Annotated in this window: 17 protein-coding genes; 13 read left to right on the top strand and 4 right to left on the bottom strand. The window is 39.2% G+C overall.

From position 1 onward, the window contains the following. Positions 1–4: 4 nt before the first annotated feature. The 5 genes from AC33VI_RS15600 (at position 5) to AC33VI_RS15580 (ending at position 4507) form a co-directional block, all read left to right on the top strand. A complete protein-coding gene (locus tag AC33VI_RS15600) occupies positions 5–334 on the top strand; it encodes an MgPME-cyclase complex family protein (RefSeq protein WP_491783192.1) in 330 nt (109 codons plus the stop codon). 363 nt (positions 335–697) lie between these two features. Beyond that, positions 698–1429 carry a Crp/Fnr family transcriptional regulator gene (locus AC33VI_RS15595; protein ID WP_491783191.1) on the top strand — a complete coding sequence of 244 codons (732 nt, stop codon included), beginning with the start codon at positions 698–700 and terminating at the stop codon, positions 1427–1429. A gap of 226 nt (positions 1430–1655) precedes the next feature. Continuing rightward, a complete protein-coding gene (locus AC33VI_RS15590; RefSeq protein WP_491783190.1) occupies positions 1656–2369 on the top strand; it encodes a Crp/Fnr family transcriptional regulator in 714 nt (237 codons plus the stop codon). Between the two features lie 104 nt (positions 2370–2473). Then, complete coding sequence (locus tag AC33VI_RS15585) at positions 2474–3904, top strand: GTP-binding protein (protein WP_491783189.1); 1431 nt, start codon at positions 2474–2476, stop codon at positions 3902–3904. Between the two features lie 51 nt (positions 3905–3955). Continuing rightward, entirely contained in the window at positions 3956–4507 is a 552-nt protein-coding gene (locus tag AC33VI_RS15580) for an NUDIX hydrolase (RefSeq protein ID WP_491783188.1), read from the top strand. 73 nt (positions 4508–4580) lie between these two features. Here the strand turns inward: AC33VI_RS15580 and AC33VI_RS15575 are convergent, their stop codons facing one another. Beyond that, entirely contained in the window at positions 4581–5537 is a 957-nt protein-coding gene (locus tag AC33VI_RS15575) for a PRC-barrel domain-containing protein (protein ID WP_491783187.1), read from the bottom strand. A gap of 319 nt (positions 5538–5856) precedes the next feature. Here AC33VI_RS15575 and AC33VI_RS15570 point away from each other — a divergent pair, with 319 nt between their 5' ends. Continuing rightward, on the top strand, positions 5857–7128 hold the full coding sequence (locus AC33VI_RS15570; protein ID WP_491783186.1) for a response regulator: 1272 nt from the start codon (positions 5857–5859) through the stop codon (positions 7126–7128). A 174-nt stretch (positions 7129–7302) separates the two neighbouring features. Here AC33VI_RS15570 and rbsK read toward each other — a convergent pair whose 3' ends face one another. Further along, positions 7303–8241, bottom strand: coding sequence for a ribokinase (gene rbsK, locus AC33VI_RS15565; protein WP_491783185.1), 939 nt, complete (start codon positions 8239–8241; stop codon positions 7303–7305). 174 nt (positions 8242–8415) lie between these two features. On the opposite strand from rbsK, the gene gatA reads away from it, so the two are divergent. Next, entirely contained in the window at positions 8416–9873 is a 1458-nt protein-coding gene (gene gatA, locus AC33VI_RS15560) for an Asp-tRNA(Asn)/Glu-tRNA(Gln) amidotransferase subunit GatA (protein ID WP_491783184.1), read from the top strand. A 93-nt stretch (positions 9874–9966) separates the two neighbouring features. Here gatA and AC33VI_RS15555 read toward each other — a convergent pair whose 3' ends face one another. Next, positions 9967–10170: a hypothetical protein gene (locus AC33VI_RS15555; RefSeq protein WP_491783183.1), complete on the bottom strand. Its 204-nt coding sequence runs from the start codon at positions 10168–10170 to the stop codon at positions 9967–9969. A gap of 129 nt (positions 10171–10299) precedes the next feature. Here AC33VI_RS15555 and AC33VI_RS15550 point away from each other — a divergent pair, with 129 nt between their 5' ends. The 5 genes from AC33VI_RS15550 (at position 10300) to AC33VI_RS15530 (ending at position 14385) form a co-directional block, all read left to right on the top strand. Beyond that, positions 10300–11070, top strand: coding sequence for a cell division protein FtsQ/DivIB (locus AC33VI_RS15550; protein ID WP_491783182.1), 771 nt, complete (start codon positions 10300–10302; stop codon positions 11068–11070). 225 nt (positions 11071–11295) lie between these two features. After that, positions 11296–12570: a cell division protein FtsZ gene (gene ftsZ, locus AC33VI_RS15545; RefSeq protein WP_491783181.1), complete on the top strand. Its 1275-nt coding sequence runs from the start codon at positions 11296–11298 to the stop codon at positions 12568–12570. Between the two features lie 16 nt (positions 12571–12586). Beyond that, positions 12587–13414, top strand: a complete 828-nt coding sequence (gene thiD / locus AC33VI_RS15540) for a bifunctional hydroxymethylpyrimidine kinase/phosphomethylpyrimidine kinase (RefSeq protein WP_491783180.1) — start codon at positions 12587–12589, stop codon at positions 13412–13414. Between the two features lie 24 nt (positions 13415–13438). Beyond that, positions 13439–13939: an SMC-Scp complex subunit ScpB gene (scpB, locus tag AC33VI_RS15535; RefSeq protein ID WP_491783179.1), complete on the top strand. Its 501-nt coding sequence runs from the start codon at positions 13439–13441 to the stop codon at positions 13937–13939. An 86-nt stretch (positions 13940–14025) separates the two neighbouring features. Next, positions 14026–14385: a DUF760 domain-containing protein gene (locus AC33VI_RS15530; protein WP_491783178.1), complete on the top strand. Its 360-nt coding sequence runs from the start codon at positions 14026–14028 to the stop codon at positions 14383–14385. A 452-nt stretch (positions 14386–14837) separates the two neighbouring features. Here the strand turns inward: AC33VI_RS15530 and AC33VI_RS15525 are convergent, their stop codons facing one another. Then, entirely contained in the window at positions 14838–16439 is a 1602-nt protein-coding gene (locus AC33VI_RS15525; RefSeq protein ID WP_491783177.1) for a Ppx/GppA phosphatase family protein, read from the bottom strand. A gap of 204 nt (positions 16440–16643) precedes the next feature. On the opposite strand from AC33VI_RS15525, the gene ubiA reads away from it, so the two are divergent. Further along, a partial coding sequence (gene ubiA / locus AC33VI_RS15520) for a 4-hydroxybenzoate octaprenyltransferase (RefSeq protein ID WP_491783176.1) occupies positions 16644–17497 on the top strand: 854 nt, incomplete at its 3' end.

The raw sequence follows: 17497 nt of genomic DNA, 5'->3' as shown, positions 1-17497 counted from the left end.
AATCATGACTACCTATTATTATGTTGCAGCCAGCCAAAAATTCTTATTAGAAGAAGAACCTTTTGAAGAAGTCATTCAAGAGCGAGTGCGTAACTATCAAGAAAGAAATGAAGAGATAGATTTTTGGTTTGTCAAACAGCCAGCATTTTTAGACGCTCCTGAAATGGCAGCAGTCAAGGCAAAAATTCCCCAACCCTGTGCTGCTGTAATTACCACTAGAAAACAACTAGCTACTTGGCTCAAACTGAGATTGGAATATGTCATCTCAGGACAATTTGAAGCTCCTTCCGATACTATTCCCAATCCTTTGGCTTCTTTGGAATCTGTAGCATAGACTTACAAGAAATCGATAATATTTTGGAGAAGGGGATGTTAGTTCTAACATCTCTTTTTTTGCTGACGTAGCAAATTTGATTTAATTAATTGTAAGATTCGACACAATAAATTTTGACCTTTAAAGTTGCTCTATCCATAATGAAAATGAAATAAATGTAAATAAGCCAAAAGTAATATTAAGGCTTATAATACCTATGCTCGATATGTTTAAATTGTATTTTTGTAACTCTTTAGGTCTTTAAGTCGGAAAAAGCGATCGCCAAGTAACCAATAAGTAATCATCAAATAACTATTACAATTTTGCTTCATTATTTCAATCGTTGTTCGACGGTTGATATAGATTTGGCAAACAAGAAAATTAATGTCTGATTCTAATTTCGTAGTAATCAATCAAATACTACGTACTTTGCTGGTGATAACGGATCGACGTTTATTACCTTATCTCCAAGAAGTATCTTTAATTACAGGACAAACCATACAAGAACCAGGTCAAAAAATTACTAGTATCTATTTTCCCCAGACTGCTCGATTGGCTTCATTACTAATTATGTGCGATCGCTCTATTGTTGAAATTAATTCTGTTGGGAATGAAGGTTTAGTAGGTTTGCCAGCTATTCTCGGTTCAGATCGCGCTACTACTCGCACCATAACTCAAATCTCTGGTAGCGCGATCGAGTTACCCGTTGATGTATTGCAAAAAGAATTTCGACGAGGTGAAGAATTACGACAACTACTGTTACTTTATACTCAAACTCAATTTAGTAAGATGGCACAAATTGCTGCTTGTCGGAGTCATCATGGCATAGAACAAAGATTGGCTCGCTGGTTGCTATTAATTCACGATAACTCCCAAGCCAATAAGTTACCCTTAACGCAAAAATTTATTTCTCTCATGTTAGGAGTCAGACGTGCTAGCATTACCGAAATTGCCATCTCTTTCCAAAAACAAGGCATTATTCAATACAGTCGAGGTAGAATAACCATCCTCAATCGTGTCAAGCTAGAATCAGTCGCTTGTGAGTGCTATAGCAAGATTAAATCGGAATATCAACGTTTGCTAGAGCCCAAATTAGTAATAAAGCACCGAATCTAAGTTAAATCAAAACTTATGTACGATACCGAACGGTTAATTGTATTCTAGTTAGGTATGATTTTTAATCGGTTGGAGGATTGACAGAGTTTAGCTTTGCCTAGTCTGTCATTTTTTGGTGTTTTTTAAAATATCCACCCATATCACTTTTCCCATAGCTCGATTTGCTTTTGAGTTTTAATGAGATTTTCATTACAGCTTGATAAGTTAAGACCATATATTCGCCCTAATGCCTGAGAATCTTAAACAATCCAATAAAATACTTGCTGCCTTGCCAGACTCCGAATACGAGCGCATCGCACCCTACCTCAAGCAAGTCGAGCTTAAAAGTGGCGAAATTCTTTTAGAACCTAACGAAACTGTTCGTTCGATCTATTTTCCTCAGAAAGCGATGATTTCTCTAGTTTCAATTATGATGGATGGTTCAACCACAGAAATTGGTTTAGTTGGCAACGAAGGCTTGATCGGTCTTCCTGCAATTTTAGGCGGAAAAAGCACCACTAGCCGTTCGATCGTGCAAATTGCTGGCATGGCGTTAAAAATCTCCGCCCACATTATTGTTGAAGAGTTTCATCAGGGAAAAAAATTTCAAGAATTAGTCTTGCTTTATATTCAAGCATTATTTACTCAGGTTTCTCAAAGTGCGGCTTGCAATCGCCAACATAAAATTGAAGAAAGATTGGCTCGTTGGTTGCTTTCAGTACAAGATTGCGTATTAGAAAACGAACTGCTATTGACCCAAGAATTTATTGCTAATATGTTAGGCACTCGTCGATCTGGAGTTACTGTCGCAGCAGGAATATTACAACAAGCAGGAATCATTCGCTACAGTCGCGGCAAGATTACCATTCTCAATCAACAAGGTTTGGAGGATACTGCCTGTGAATGTTATCGCATAGTTCAAAATGAATTTATACGTTTGTTGGGTACTCGCAGGGGATGAATAATCGGGTCAAAGTCATAAATAGGAACAAAAATTTAGCTAAAATAAAAATATTATTTATCCGATATAAAACTAGTAATTTTTTTCAAGGAGGCATTTAATAATTGTCCCAAAAGCAACAATATGGGCTGGAAACGAGTCAAAATTTATTGAGTTTAGATGAAATCGCTTCCGAACTAAACTATCGTAAAGCCCAAAGATCTCTGCGAAATTTAATCGGTAATATCGATCTAACCGCAGAAGAACAAATTGGCTTAGAATCGGGAATCGATCGCCTGACGCAAATGCTCGATAAGTTAGAGCATTCTGTAGTGCAAATTGCTGCTTTTGGAATGGTTGGCAGGGGCAAATCTTCGGTCTTAAATGCTGTAGTTGGTAAAGAAATATTTCCCACGGGGGCATTACACGGAGTAACTCGCGAAATAAACAGTGCCAATTGGGAATTAACTCCCGAACAAATTGGCAACACTCCCGATAATTTACAACGGCTGACTATTAAAGGCAAACAGGGAGGACAAATTGAATTAATCGATACCCCAGGTATTGATGAAGTGGGGGGAGAAGCGAGAGAAGCTTTGGCTTGCGATTTGGCGAGTAGAGTCGATCTAATTTTGTTTATAGTATCGGGAGATATTACCCAGGTAGAATATCGCGCTTTGTCCAAACTGCGAGAAGCAGGAAAGCCCATGTTACTCGTATTGAATAAAATCGACCAATACCCCGAAGCTGACAGGCTGGCTATTTACCACAAAATAAAAGAAGCAAGAGTCAAAGAATTAATTTCTCCCGAGGAAATTATTATGGTAGCTGCATCTCCCATTGAAGTGCGGGGGGTAAAAGATGCAACGGGAAAATTAAAAGTACAAAGGATTAAAGGCAAACCCCAAGTAGAAGCTTTAAAACTAAAGATCCTAGAGTTATTGCACCGCGAAGGAAAATCTCTAGTCGCCCTCAATAGTATGCTATTTGCCGATGAAGTTAACGAGCAAATCTTAGCCCGCAAACTTGAAATACGCGATCGCGCTGCCAATGAACTAATCAATAAAGGAATGATGCTCAAAGCTACTACTGTCGCCCTCAATCCCGTTACGGCGATCGATCTTTTTTCTGGGGCGATCGTCGATTTGGGTATCATTATCTCTCTTTCTCGTCTTTATGGCATCAATATGACTCAATCTGGGGCGATAAAACTCCTCAAAAATATTGCTCTAAGTATGGGGGGGATTAGTGCTAGCGAACTCCTAACTACTCTAGGTTTAGGCTCTCTTAAAAGCCTTTTAGGGCTATCAATTCCCACTACAGGAGGTTTATCCCTCGCTCCCTATTTCTCCGTGGCGATCGCTCAAGGAGGGGTGGCTGGAGTCTCTTCCTATGCGATCGGACAAGTGACCAAAACCTATTTAGCCAATGGCGCATCCTGGGGAGAACAGAGTCCGAAAGTCGTAGTAGGCAAAATCCTCGACTCTCTAGATGAAGAGTCTATTCTCAATCGCATTAAATCCGAGTTAAAAGCAAAACTGGGTAATAAACAATAGACTAACTAAAGACTAAAAACTAATAATTAATTACTAATAACCAGAAATATTATGTCTGTAGGAAACGAACCAGCAGAAATTATCGAACAAAAACTTGCTTACAAAGGTCGTAAATTCAACTATGAAGTAGTTAAACTCCGCTTGCCTAACGGTGCTGTAGGACAATGGGAATGCGTCCGCCATCCTGGAGGTGCTTTAGCCGTTCCCGTCACTGCTGATGGTAAATTCGTCTTAGTCAAACAATATCGCTTTACCGTAGCGGGGAGGCTACTAGAATTTCCTGCGGGTACTGTAGAAGCCAACGAATCGCCCTTTGAAACCATCAAGCGAGAAATAGAAGAAGAAACGGGTTACAAGGCAAATAAATGGCAGGATATGGGTAAATTTATTCTTGCCCCTGGCTATTCAGACGAATATATTTATGCTTTTTTGGCTCAAGATTTAGAAAAATTAGAAACACCACCCCAACAAGATGAAGACGAAGATATTGAAGTGGTGTTGATGAGCGAAACAGAATTAGAGCAAGCCATCTTAGACGGCGAACCCATAGACGGCAAAACCATCGCCTGTTTCTATATGGCAAAAGCATATTTGAAAAAATAGTAGGGACGTTTCATGAAACGTCCCTACTATCTGCGTTTATTTATCGCCCAGTCTCCCAGTCTCCCAGTCCCAGTTAGCCTGGTTCTTCCTCATATTCAGGAGCTTTTTGCTTTTCTGGAATATTAACTGGGGGAGGATTGTAAGGTTCGGCTTTTACATCGTCGTCCCAAACATCTTCCATCGTATCTTCATACTCATATTCCTTGACGGGAGGTGCTTCATAAGTTGCTTCGTAAACTTCTGGATCGGCATCTTCCCAATTACTTTCCTCATATTCAGGTTCGTAAGGAATGGCTTCTGCTTGCTGTCTGATGGGAGGTGCAGTGCGAGATTCTTGCCATTCATCTTCATCCCATCTTTCTTCCATTACAGGTTCTCTCCTATCTACTGGAGTGGAAATAGGGGTGCGGACGGGAGTTCCTGTCGGTAATTGATTTCCCGCATCTACAGTTTTAGGATAGTAATCGACATCATCTTTTTCCCATACAGGACGACCGATGCCCAAACGTTCTAATAAACCAACGGAAATTTGTTGGATGCGTTCTTCCGAACCTTCAAAGACAATTAAACGACCAGGACCGCTGCTAACTACTTCTTCTATAGATAATTCGTAGGTACTAATAAATTGTTCTGGTATCTGAGGAATACCCAAAGAAGCGATCACAATCGAACTAACCGCACCAGTTTCGGCATCAAACTGAAAATCTCTAACTTTACCTAAAGGTTCTCCTGCTTCAGTAATTACTTCACAGTTGACTAATTTACTGTAAATTTCAATATCAATATCTTCAATTGCAGTTTCGTCTTCTACTAAAATCACGTCTCCAGTCTGACGAATGCTGTCGAGATACATATATTTCGGTATGCCAGAAACTGAAAGTAAATTATCTCTTAGACCTAAAGCAGTTACTTCTCTGCGGTCTATATCTACCAAAACTTCTTTAACCACTCCTAGTCTCTTGCCACTATTACGAGCAATTACTTGAGTGTTGATAAATTCAGAACGTAGATGTGTATTTTCAGTTACCATTTTATTGCTTGATTAATGTAAGCTATTGCTTGCCCTTTAATTGATGTCTATAAATTTTAGTTTGATTGGGATTGCAGATTGCTAAGTCTACACTCCAAAATAATGCCATAAAAATTATCTTATTTATAACTCAACAACAGCTAGAAACTATTTTAGCTAATCAAGACTATATTTGACTCAGTAAAAGCATAAATAGTTACTAATTTTGCTCGACGTGATAGTAAATGTAATAATTGTCTGTATTTTCGACTCCAGTGTTATTCAGCGGTCAAAAATGGGTATTTTAAAATTGTTGCCGTTTGAGTCGCTTTGAGATTGCATGAATCATCTCCATCCTTCTGATATCGAGAAAGATCGCTCGACATTTGTAACTGATAGTTTAGATAATATTTTCGACGAAGTATTGCGTTTGCAACGTAATAGTTGCTTGCAAATTGTTTATAATTCAACTACTTTCTTTCTTCACTTTAATGAAGGAAAACTAATTTATGCTACTAATTCTCTAGCTCCTTTTGAAAGACTAGAGCGTCATTTACGCCGTTTGAGTAATCTTAATTCCCAACTCAATAATTCAATTATCAAACAACCACGCTCTTTATTTCATAAAGGCTTGCAATCTTATCACCATTTCCCTTCAGATTATCAAAGTATTCTTTGGTTGGTCAAAAAGGAGCATCTAAATTCTAAGGAAGCTGTAACAATACTGAGAAGAATCACCAGAGAAGTTTTTGAATCTTTGCTATCTATTCCAAATTCTTGTCAGTATCGAGTTATTGCTCGATCCAATAAAATTGAAGAATTATGCGAATTTGACTTTATCTCTTATGTCGCACAATGCAGAAAAAGATTAGAAGCATGGCAAGCTTTTGATGAAAAAATTTGGTCTTCATATCAACGTCCTTATTTAGTTACCGAAAAAACTCAAGCTATTGGCGATTTGACAGCACAACAAAATGAAACAATTTGTAAGCTACTCAAAGGATTAAACTTTCGTCAAATTAGCGCGATTTTGGATCTCGATGAGTTGGTCGTAGTTAAAATTCTCTATCCTTCGATGCTGGAAAATACGATTGTAGTTAGAGATCCCAAACCACCTTTCGATCAATTACCTCCCCTACCCCAAGAAGAAAAATTTGACCTGCAATCGGAGTCAGATTGGCGCGGTGATGATAGTAGTGGTTTTCGAGTCAATTCCCATAGCAAACAAACCGTTCATGTTTTAGAAGTTAATTGGAAAATTGCTTATGTGGATAATGATTCTAAGATTCATGGCGATTTCGATCGCTGTTTGGATCGGAAGATGTTTTCGCTTTTAAGTATTAAAGATCCTTTAAATGCTTTTTCCGAATTAATTGAGTTTGAACCAGATTTTATTGTTTTAGATATTAGTATGCCCCACGTTAATGGTTACGAACTATGTAGCTTATTGAGAAACCACCATACTTTTAAACAAACTCCCATCATTTTATCTCACGAAGCATACGAACCTATCAATATATCTCAATTAAAACGTTCGGGAGCAACAGAAAATATCGCCAAACCATTCAATCGTACTAAACTATTGAATATAATTTTTAAATATATTCAGTAACGCCAACAGTTAGAATAAGTTAATTAAAAACTATTAAATAAAGCTAACTGTGAAAAAACCACCCGATAACACAATCAATATTGATGCTGGAACGTTAATTCTCATCATTTCAATAATGATTCTACTACCATTATTACTAACAGGCTTTATTTCTCAGTAATTTTGAAGATAATTTTAAATATATTCTTCGGGAAATGTTTGTTGGTTGAGTAATTGATGAAAACTTTCCTTGGTGGGAAGAGAAGCTTGTGCGCCATTTTTCGTAACAGCCAATGCCCCTCCCACCGAAGCCCATTGCAATGCTTCCTTTAAAGATTTACCAGATGCTAACCCCGCAGCTAAAGCCCCATTAAAAGCATCTCCTGCTGCTACAGTATCTACTACTGAAACGGGAATCGGTTTGAGCCAATAGCTTTCTTCACTGTTGCTATATAAAGCACCCTGGTTACCCAAAGTAATGACTACATTTTGAATGCCCATTTGATGTAAAAAAGATGCAGCTTGTCTGGCGGTAGTCACTCCATCTACCGTAAAGCCCACGAGTTGGCTTGCCTCTATTTCATTGGGAGTCATTAAATCTACCAGACTATATAGTTCTTCGGGAAAATTGGAGATAACAGGAGCAGGATCGAGAATCAAAAAGCAATCGTGGGCTTTAGCCTCTCTGGCTGCATTTAACACCGTAGCGATTGGAATACCTAACTCTAAAAGGACGATTTTGGCTTTTGGTAATAGTAGTTTAAATTGCTCTAATTCTGCTTCTCTGACCAGGTTATTTGCTCCCGCAGCACAAGCAATAGTGTTCGCACCCATTTCGTCTACCACAATAGAGGCAATACCAGAATAAGTTCCAGGATTAACTGTAATCCCCCTAGTGTCAACCCCAGCAGTTTGCAAGCTTTTAATTAAAGTCTGACCGAAACTATCATCCCCTACTTGACCGACCAAACTAACTGGTACTCCTAAATTAGCGATCGCAACTGCTTGATTGGCGGCTTTTCCTCCCGCAGCAGAAAAGAAACGATTGCCGACTACAGTTTCTCCCTTGACGGGCAAACGAGGTACTTCTACTACTAAATCGAGGTTAATACTGCCAAAGACAACTACGGTCATGGTTTTTTATCTAATGAATCTGAAAACATTGATAGATTATAAAATCCCCTAATTATTTTATAGGCAAACTACTACGACTCACCATTAAAGGGCAAGATGCTTTGAGGGGAATATTGTTTAAAACTACTCGTTTACTGTATCGTGAATTGTTGTCTGCAATAAGATCTTAAATAGATGTACCAAGGAAGTATAAAAGAGTTACATCAGCAATTAGTTAGCAAAGAACGTTCGGCAGTAGAAATTGCCCAAGAGGTTTTAACCCATATAGAAACAGTAGAACCAAAAGTAAAAGCGTTTTTGTCCATAACTGCTGAAGAGGCTTTAAACAGTGCCAAACAAGTAGATGCCAAAATTGCAGCGGGAGAATCGATTGGAATTTTAGAAGGTATTCCTTTGGCTGTAAAAGATAATATGTGTACCAAGGGCATTAAAACTACCTGTGCCTCGCAAATTTTGGCAAATTTCGTTCCTCCCTACGAATCTACCGTTACCCAAAAACTCAAAGATGCAGGAGTTGTGGTAGTTGGCAAAACTAATTTAGACGAATTTGCCATGGGAAGTTCTACGGAAAACTCTGGCTTCCAGGTAACAGCAAATCCTTGGGATTTATCAAGAGTGCCTGGAGGTTCGTCTGGAGGTTCGGCAGCAGCCGTAGCAGCAGGAGAATGCGTCGTTTCCTTGGGTTCGGACACTGGTGGTTCGATTCGTCAGCCCGCTTCTTTTTGTGGGGTAGTAGGCTTAAAACCAACTTATGGTTTAGTTTCTCGCTATGGTTTGGTGGCTTATGCTTCTTCTTTAGATCAAATTGGTCCTTTTTCTCGTACCGTTGAAGATTCAGCAATCTTATTAAATGCGATCGCAGGATACGATAATTATGATGCTACTAGCCTTAAAGTAGATATTCCCGACTACACTCAATACTTACAACCAGAATTAAACAAAGGAATTAAAGTAGGTATCATTACTGAAACTTTTGGCGAGGGTTTAGATTCTGTAGTAGCGGAAACGGTCGAAAAAGCGATCGCCCAATTAGAAGCAATGGGTGCGGAAGTTAAAGAGATTTCTTGCCCTCGTTTTCGCTATGGTTTGCCCGTTTATTATATGATTGCGTCTTCTGAGGCTTCTGCTAATCTAGCTCGTTATGATGCGGTGAAATATGGCGTGCGAGAAGATTCTGAAGATTTGCTTGATATGTACACCAACACTCGTGCTTCTGGTTTTGGTGCGGAAGTTAAGCGTCGCATCATGCTTGGTACTTATGCTCTGTCTGCGGGATATTACGATGCCTACTATCTCAAAGCACAAAAAGTACGTACTCTAATTAAACAAGATTTTGATAATGCTTTTGCCGATGTAGATGTGTTGGTATGTCCTACTTCTCCTTCAACCGCTTTTAAGGCAGGAGAGAAAACCGACGATCCTCTATCGATGTATCTTTCTGACTTGATGACTATTCCCGTCAACTTAGCTGGTTTGCCAGGGATCAGCATTCCCTGCGGTTTTGATAGTAATGGTCTGCCCATTGGCTTGCAAATGATTAGCAACGTTTTGCGAGAAGATGTCTTATTCCACGTCGCCCATGCTTACGAACGAGCAACAGAATGGCACAAACAAGAGGCTTCTGTAAAATAATTTAGGTTTTGGGGTGGTGGGGTTGAGAGGTAAAAGTTTACTTCACCTGCACCATCTTCCCTACTCAATCACCCCTCTAACTTCTCTGTCTTGTTAAATATCGTCAGGAATCACCCATTTAGGTGGTTCGGATAGCTTTTTCATTCTGGCTATCTCTGCCATTTCTAACATCTTGTCTAAAGAAGTCTCTTTAATAAAATTGGCGGTTTTATTTTTGTATTCAGTATTGGGGCAACTATCGCCTAATACACAGCCGTTGGTGCAATCTACCGCACAGTTAACTTCTTGGGGATTCATAAGTTTCAATCTTAAAATTCGTCTTTAAAATATTTTAATAAAATAAGTAAGTTAATCTACTTAGCAAAATGATGAGTCTGGGTTATATAAGCTATAACTGCCATAATCACTTCTAATTATGCAGCTAAGATGTCCTCTTTTCCCCCACCAAAATTACAATACAAACTAGCGATAATAGATATTCAAGAACACCGTATGTCCCGCATTGCAATCTGGCGTTCTGGTTTTATTCTTAGTTGTTTTCTCGGTTTGGGATTATTAACAACAATGCCTTTTTGGCAAATTAAACAATCCTCTCAAATTTCTCTAACTGGTCAAAAAATAGTCGGTAAAAAGACAATCGAACAATCTCTTGATTTCTCTTATCCCCAATTTATTTGGGGAATACAAGTTGCAGATTTAGCTCATAAATTAGAATCAATACCCTCTATTGAAGTAGCCAAAATTGACAAACAAATTATCCCACCTAAAATAATTATTTCCTTACGAGAAAGAACTCCCATTGCGATCGCTTCTTTTGAAGGTAAAACGGGTTTTTTAGATAGTCATGGAACTTGGATCGAACGTCAGTTTTATACTAATATCGAGGGCAATTTTACTTTACCCCAACTGGTAGTACATCACTATCAACCCCAATATCAAAAAACTTGGCAAACCCTGTATGAATTGATTGCTCTCTATCCAGAACTAAAAATAGAGCGAGTACGCTGGAATCATTCTGGCGGTCTATTTTTGGACAGTAAAATAGGTAGAGTTGCTCTGGGAACAAATTCATCTCGTCTTGAAGAACAATTTAAAATTTTGTTAAAGTTACAAAACTTAAATAAGCAAGTCGATCGCGAGAAAATTGCCTATATAGATTTGAGCAATCCAGAGGCAAATTTAATTCAAAGATACTAGTATAAATGATAATTTTCTTCCAATCTAAGTAAATACCCTGATATTTTTGACAAACTAACGATTGAATCCGTAATTTCTTGGAGGATACTTATATTTATGCGATCGATAATTACAAAAACTTTAATATTTCATACAGACTAAATTACGTAGATGATAATAAATTGAACCAAACTGCTAAGTTAAATTGTCTATAAGAAACCCAAGCACGGAATCACGATCTACGCCATGTCTCTAGAGAAAAAACTCGTCCGTACTTTCAATAATGAAATTTACTATGGTTCTGAATTACCCTTAGCTTTAGGAAAGAATTCTTTAGGTAATGGAATGGGGATACCTTTCAAGGCCAATAGTAGTAGTTCTCAAATTCCCAAAGAAGAAAACAGGAGTAATAAAATAGTGCCTAGCAATGTCGCCAATATCAAGGTAATGGGAGTAGGCGGAGGAGGCTGTAACGCAGTCAACCGCATGATTGAAAGTCAGGTGACTGGCATCGAGTTTTGGGCAATAAATACCGACGCTCAAGCTTTGAATAACGCCAAAGCCCCCCAGAAACTGCAAATCGGACAAAAAATCACTAGAGGCTTGGGTGCTGGAGGCAACCCTGCTATCGGACAAAAGGCAGCAGAAGAATCGCGAGATGAAATAGCCCACGCTTTAGAAAATACGGATTTAGTCTTCATTACCGCAGGAATGGGAGGCGGTACGGGAACTGGTGCAGCACCCATCGCAGCAGAAGTAGCCAAGGAAATGGGTTGCCTGACAGTAGGAGTTGTCACTCGTCCTTTCACCTTTGAAGGCAGGAGAAGAACCAAACAAGCGGAAAAAGGAATCGAAGCTTTTCGCAGCCGAGTCGATACGTTAATTATCATTCCCAACAATCAATTACTATCGGTAATTTCTCCCGAAACTCCCGTGCAAGAAGCTTTTGGCGTAGCAGATGATGTACTGCGTCAGGGTGTCCAAGGTATATCGGATATTATTACTATCCCTGGCTTAATCAACGTAGATTTTGCCGATGTCAGAGCGATTATGGCAGATGCAGGTTCGGCATTAATGGGTATTGGGATGGGTTCGGGTAAATCTCGTGCGAGAGAGGCGGCTGTGGCTGCGGTTTCTTCTCCCCTACTCGAAGCTTCGATTCACGGTGCAAAAGGAGTCGTAATTAATATTACTGGAGGCTACGATTTAACTTTACACGAAGTCAATGCAGCAGCAGATAGTATTTATGAAGTAGTAGATGAAGATGCCAATATTATCTTTGGTGCGGTGATCGATGACACCATGGAAGGAGAAATCAGAATTACCGTCATCGCCACGGGATTTGATGGGGAAAGCGATGCCGATCTAGATTTGGAAGAACCCCAAACAGAACATAGAAGCGTTTTTCCCTCTATGGCTGGGGTGCAACAACCAGAAAGAACTAGAGTCAAAGAATCGAGCGATCGCTCGCGTATTGAAATTCCCGATTTTTTGCAAAGAAGACGTACCCCTAAAGGTTAAAATAGCAGGTTGATTTATGACCCAAATAGCTTTAACTATTGCTGGTTCTGATAGTGGTGGAGGAGCGGGAATTCAAGCAGATCTGAGAACTTTTGCTTTCCACTGCGTTCATGGTGCTAGTGCGGTTACTTGTATTACCGCTCAAAATACTGTGGGAGTGACTCAAGTTGCTGCTATGACTCCATCTATGGTTGAAGCTCAAATAGAAGCCGTTACGACGGATTTGTCAGTAAATGCTATTAAGACGGGAATGTTGCTTAATGGCGAGATTATTGAAGCGGTGGCAGCGGCGATCGCTAAAAATAACTTACAACCTTTAGTCGTCGATCCCGTAATGGTATCTCGTGCGGGAGTACAATTAATCGATGATGATGCGATCGCCACTTTAAAAAAACTGTTAGTTCCTCAAGCTGCCATTGTCACTCCTAACCGCTATGAGGCTCAAATTCTTAGCGGAATGACAATTGATACCCTTGAAGATGCTAAGGAGGCTGCTAGGGCTATTTATGAAGGATTGGGAGTCAAAATAGTTTTAGTTAAGGGCGGTGGCTTGAGCAATAGCGATAAGCCTGACGGCATGGCTTCGCAACGCGGTATTGATATTTATTACGACGGCAAAGAAGTTCGAGTTTTATCTACCAAAACGATTTCTACCCAAAATACCCACGGTACTGGTTGTACTCTCTCCGCAGCTATTTGTGCTAACTTAGCCTTAAAAAAAGATTTATATCGCTCGGTTATTGCTGCTAAAGAATATGTAACTACGGCTTTAGAATATTCCTTAAATATAGGTGCTGGAAATGGGCCAGTGGGACATTTCTTTCCTTTAATAAAAAATATTTAGAATATTAAATTGAGATTAAATTCAATGAATCTAGCCACTCAAATCGAAGCCATTTTCTACATTAAAGGTAAACCTCTTTCCATAGAAGAAATATTCGCTCTTTTAGAGCGACAAACAACAGAAACAGGCAAAATATCGGCAGAAAATCGTGCTTTAATCGAAGATGCTTTGATTGAATTAATGAATGATTATGCCCATCGCAATAGTGCTTTGGAAATCGCCGAAACCGAAGCAGGCTATAGTCTTCAACTCAAAGATGAGTATAGCTACTTATTAAAAGAATTAGTTCCTGCGGAATTGGGTAAAGGAGCATTACGTACTCTAGCAGCAGTGGCATTGAAGAATCCAATTTTACAAACAGAATTAATCGATTTACGGGGAAGTAGTGCTTATCAACAGGTCGGAGAATTGGTAAAATTAGGTTTTATTCGCAAACGACAACAAGCTGATGGCAGATCCTATTGGTTGGAAGTAACTAATAAATTTCACCAATACTTTGAAATCAGCAATATGGCTATATCATAGCCCTCTGACCTGCTGTTTCTTACTAGCGTGTAATACTAAAACTATGTCAAAGTAGAAACAGTTTTAATCCAATATTTGGGTAACGAATGATATTTAATTTTGATTTTTTGAATTCCGAACAACAAGAGCAAACTTACAATAACCTGATGCAATACTTGCGCCAGCAACATCCCGAAGTTCTAGCGCAAATTGCCCAATCTGCCAGCCCTGACGTAAAACAAATTATTTCTCAGAACGTTCAGGGCTTGGTGGGGATGCTTCCAGCGGGAGACTTTAACGTCAAAGTCACCACCGATAGAGAAAACTTAGCTCATTTGCTAGCTTCTGCGATGATGACTGGTTATTTTTTGTGCCAGATCGAAAAAAGAATGGATTTGGAAGAAAGTCTGACCGATTCTGCTTCCGTTGCTAATTCTTCTTTTATGGACGATAAGCCTGAAGAATAAGTTTTCTCAAAGACTATGTAAGTAATTTCTTGATGATGTTCTTGGTCGGTAGATCGAGATATCTGGATCGAGTCAATTAATTAATTTAATCAACTAATTGACCAAAAGTTCCTGCTGGCAATTTTTTAACCACCCTTAGCAAAAGTCAGCATAATCAAAATAGATAAAGCCATACCAGGGCTAAGTAAAAGAACTAAAGTCAGTAATTCGTTTGATGTCATGGAGTTGGCTAGTTAAGTCTTTCCAAAGCTTGTGTCCTTTACTAGACTAACTTCAACTAATTAATTGCTGGTTGAATTAAACAAATATTTAATTATTGAATGTTAATTTAGTTATTAGTTGTTAGTCACTAGTCACCCAGTCACCCAGTCACCCAGTCACCCAGTCACCCAGTCACCTAGTCACCCAGTCACCAAATTAAATACCTGACAGCTTATCTATAATTAAAGTTATTAAGTAATTGTTGAAAGTCTATCTCCAGCAACTTTAGCAGTTAATTTAACATTAAATTCTTCTTCAAAGACTTCCTTTTTATAACTAAGATTCCATAATTCTAAAGAACAATTATCTCCTACTTCTTGAGGAATTAATTGTAAATTTAAAACTCGTTCGTGAGAATTGTAGTTACATTTTATCTTGGCGATCGCGCCTTTATTTCTACGGTCTAAAGCCACGGCTAATCTAAGTATGGCACTCAACTGCCTAACTATTAATTGATAGCTTTTGTGAGGAAGCTTGTAATAAGATTCGTGCTTTTTCTTGGGTTTACTTTTACGGTGGTAGCGAGCAATATTAGCAATCAGTTCTAATTCCAGTTCTGTAAAACCAAGTAATTCTGCGTTGCGAATTAAATAGTAAGAATGTTTGTGATGGGCTGAATGGCTAATATAAACTCCAGCATTGTGCAAAATTGCCGCCGACCATAATAATTCTTTTTCTCCATCACCCCAGTCGTGTAAGACTCCTTGTAAGCGATCGAAAAGTTCAAGGGCAAAATCAGCAACTCTCTCGCTATATTCCAAGTCTACATGATATTTTTGAGCAATTTTGATGACATTGCGTTTTTTGACTTCGTTTTGATAGCGCAAACGACTGTTAATCATTCCGCGACTCAACATCCAGTCTACAATCATCCCTTCCCGTAAAGCTCGCTCGCAAATGACAATGGAATCTACCTTAAGCATGGTCATAGCTTCTAGTAAGATTACCGCCCCAGGGATGATGATTTCCGCCCGTCGATCGGAAATTCCCGATACTTCTAACCGTTCTTCATAGCTCATTTTGGCGAGCTTTTTGACTATCTTTTCTATATCTTTGCGACGTATTTTATAACCATTGAGGGGATCGGGAATATCTCCCAGTTCTTCTTTAGCATGAATGGCAGCAATGGTTTCAATCGTGCCAGAAGTACCAATCATGCGGGGGACTTCATTCAATTGCAAATTGCGCCAAATTTCATCTACTGGACGTTCTAACATCCCCTTAACATAAGCTCGTAATACTCTTAATTCGCGATCGCTAATGGGATCTGTCGTGACAAACTCTTTAGACAGACGTACTGCTCCTACTTTGGTACTGCTTAAAAAACGAGCTTCGTGAATATCTGCCAAAATTAATTCTGTCGAACCACCACCAATGTCAATAATAATATGAGGGAGATCGTTAAAATCCATACCCGAAAGTACTCCCAGGTAGATGCGACGGGCTTCTTCTTGACCAGAAATCAAATTGACTACAATACCTAATTCCGCTTCAATTTGACGGAGAAATGCTTGTCCGTTGGGAGCTTCCCTAGTAGCACTAGTAGCAACAGCAATAATCCGTTCTGCTTCCAAGCTATTGGCTAAATCTTGGCAGCGTCTGAGGGTATCGAGAGAACGTTTAATCGCTTCTGGGGTTAATTTTCCCGTAGCAGGATCGCGATCGCCCAAACGGACGGTATCTTTTTCCTTGGCAATAACTGTAAACGCTGGCAGAGTCGGATCTATTTTGACAATTACCATATGAATGGAGTTAGTGCCGATATCGATCGCCGCAATAATCTGTTGGTTCATGGTAACTGTCTATGATTTGAGTCTATTGAAGAGGATGTTTACGGATAAAATTACAACGAAGAGCAATATTTAAAGATAACTTTTGTCGATCGCCCTATTAAGATATTTTTATATTCTCACGAATCTTAGCCAACACAATAATTCATCTTAGAAAATTCAAATATTTGTCAATTTAATAGCAGAAAAATTAAGCAAAATCAAAGCATGACTCAAGATCTATCTGTAACAAGCGAGCCAACTTGGCAAAAAATCATTCGTCTCTTGCGTTGGGATAAACCCGCAGGAAGGCTCATTTTAATGATTCCTGCATTATGGGCGGTGTTTTTGGCTGCGGAAGGAAAACCTCCTTTACCATTAGTAGGAGTAATTGTTCTAGGTACTCTGGCTACTAGTGCTGCTGGTTGCACGATCAACGACCTTTGGGACAAAGATATAGATCCTCAAGTAGCCCGCACTAAAACTCGCCCTCTAGCTTCTCGCGCTCTCTCAGTGAGAGTAGGAATTGTTGTTTTTATAATCTCATTAATTTGCGCTGCTATTTTGGCTTTTTATCTCAAGCCTGTGAGTTTTATTCTGTGCTTAATTGCCGTTCCTTTTATTGTTTTTTATCCTTTAGCCAAGCGAGTTTTTCCTGTACCCCAATTGGTCTTATCTCTAGCTTGGGGTTTTGCAGTGTTGATTAGTTGGACGGCAGTCACGGGAGAAATCGAACCTGCCACCTGGATCTTGTGGGGGGCGACGGTAGCATGGACGATGGGTTTCGATACGGGTTATGCCCTCAGCGATCGCGAAGACGATTTAAAAGTAGGAATTAATTCTAGCGCGATTTTTTTTGGCAAATATACTCCAGAAGCGATCGCTTTTTTTTATGCTCTTACTGCTGGTTTGATGGTTTATCTAGGGCTGACTCTCTCCCTAAATCTAGCTTTTTGGATATCTCTGATTTTAGTTACCGTTGCTTGGGGTTGGCAATATAGCAAGCTTCGCCAACCCGATCTTTCTCGCGAACTATATGGCAAAGTTTTAGGACAAAATGTGTGGTTGGGCTTTATTTTGTT

The sequence above is a fragment of the Waterburya sp. genome, assembly GCF_058530065.1.
The sequence above is the reverse complement of the archived record's forward strand: the minus strand, read 5'-3'. Positions and strand labels throughout refer to the sequence as shown.

Excerpts from the sequence above, each read along its gene's own strand:
- AC33VI_RS15600 (WP_491783192.1), top strand. The coding sequence starts at position 5 with ATGACTACCTATTATTATGTTGCAGCCAGCCAAAAATTCTTATTAGAA.
- AC33VI_RS15595 (WP_491783191.1), top strand. The coding sequence starts at position 698 with ATGTCTGATTCTAATTTCGTAGTAATCAATCAAATACTACGTACTTTG.
- AC33VI_RS15590 (WP_491783190.1), top strand. The coding sequence starts at position 1,656 with ATGCCTGAGAATCTTAAACAATCCAATAAAATACTTGCTGCCTTGCCA.
- AC33VI_RS15580 (WP_491783188.1), top strand. The coding sequence starts at position 3,956 with ATGTCTGTAGGAAACGAACCAGCAGAAATTATCGAACAAAAACTTGCT.
- AC33VI_RS15575 (WP_491783187.1), bottom strand. The coding sequence starts at position 5,537 with ATGGTAACTGAAAATACACATCTACGTTCTGAATTTATCAACACTCAA.
- AC33VI_RS15570 (WP_491783186.1), top strand. The coding sequence starts at position 5,857 with ATGAATCATCTCCATCCTTCTGATATCGAGAAAGATCGCTCGACATTT.
- rbsK (WP_491783185.1), bottom strand. The coding sequence starts at position 8,241 with ATGACCGTAGTTGTCTTTGGCAGTATTAACCTCGATTTAGTAGTAGAA.
- gatA (WP_491783184.1), top strand. The coding sequence starts at position 8,416 with ATGTACCAAGGAAGTATAAAAGAGTTACATCAGCAATTAGTTAGCAAA.
- AC33VI_RS15555 (WP_491783183.1), bottom strand. The coding sequence starts at position 10,170 with ATGAATCCCCAAGAAGTTAACTGTGCGGTAGATTGCACCAACGGCTGT.
- AC33VI_RS15550 (WP_491783182.1), top strand. The coding sequence starts at position 10,300 with ATGTCCTCTTTTCCCCCACCAAAATTACAATACAAACTAGCGATAATA.
- ftsZ (WP_491783181.1), top strand. The coding sequence starts at position 11,296 with ATGTCTCTAGAGAAAAAACTCGTCCGTACTTTCAATAATGAAATTTAC.
- thiD (WP_491783180.1), top strand. The coding sequence starts at position 12,587 with ATGACCCAAATAGCTTTAACTATTGCTGGTTCTGATAGTGGTGGAGGA.
- scpB (WP_491783179.1), top strand. The coding sequence starts at position 13,439 with ATGAATCTAGCCACTCAAATCGAAGCCATTTTCTACATTAAAGGTAAA.
- AC33VI_RS15530 (WP_491783178.1), top strand. The coding sequence starts at position 14,026 with ATGATATTTAATTTTGATTTTTTGAATTCCGAACAACAAGAGCAAACT.
- AC33VI_RS15525 (WP_491783177.1), bottom strand. The coding sequence starts at position 16,439 with ATGAACCAACAGATTATTGCGGCGATCGATATCGGCACTAACTCCATT.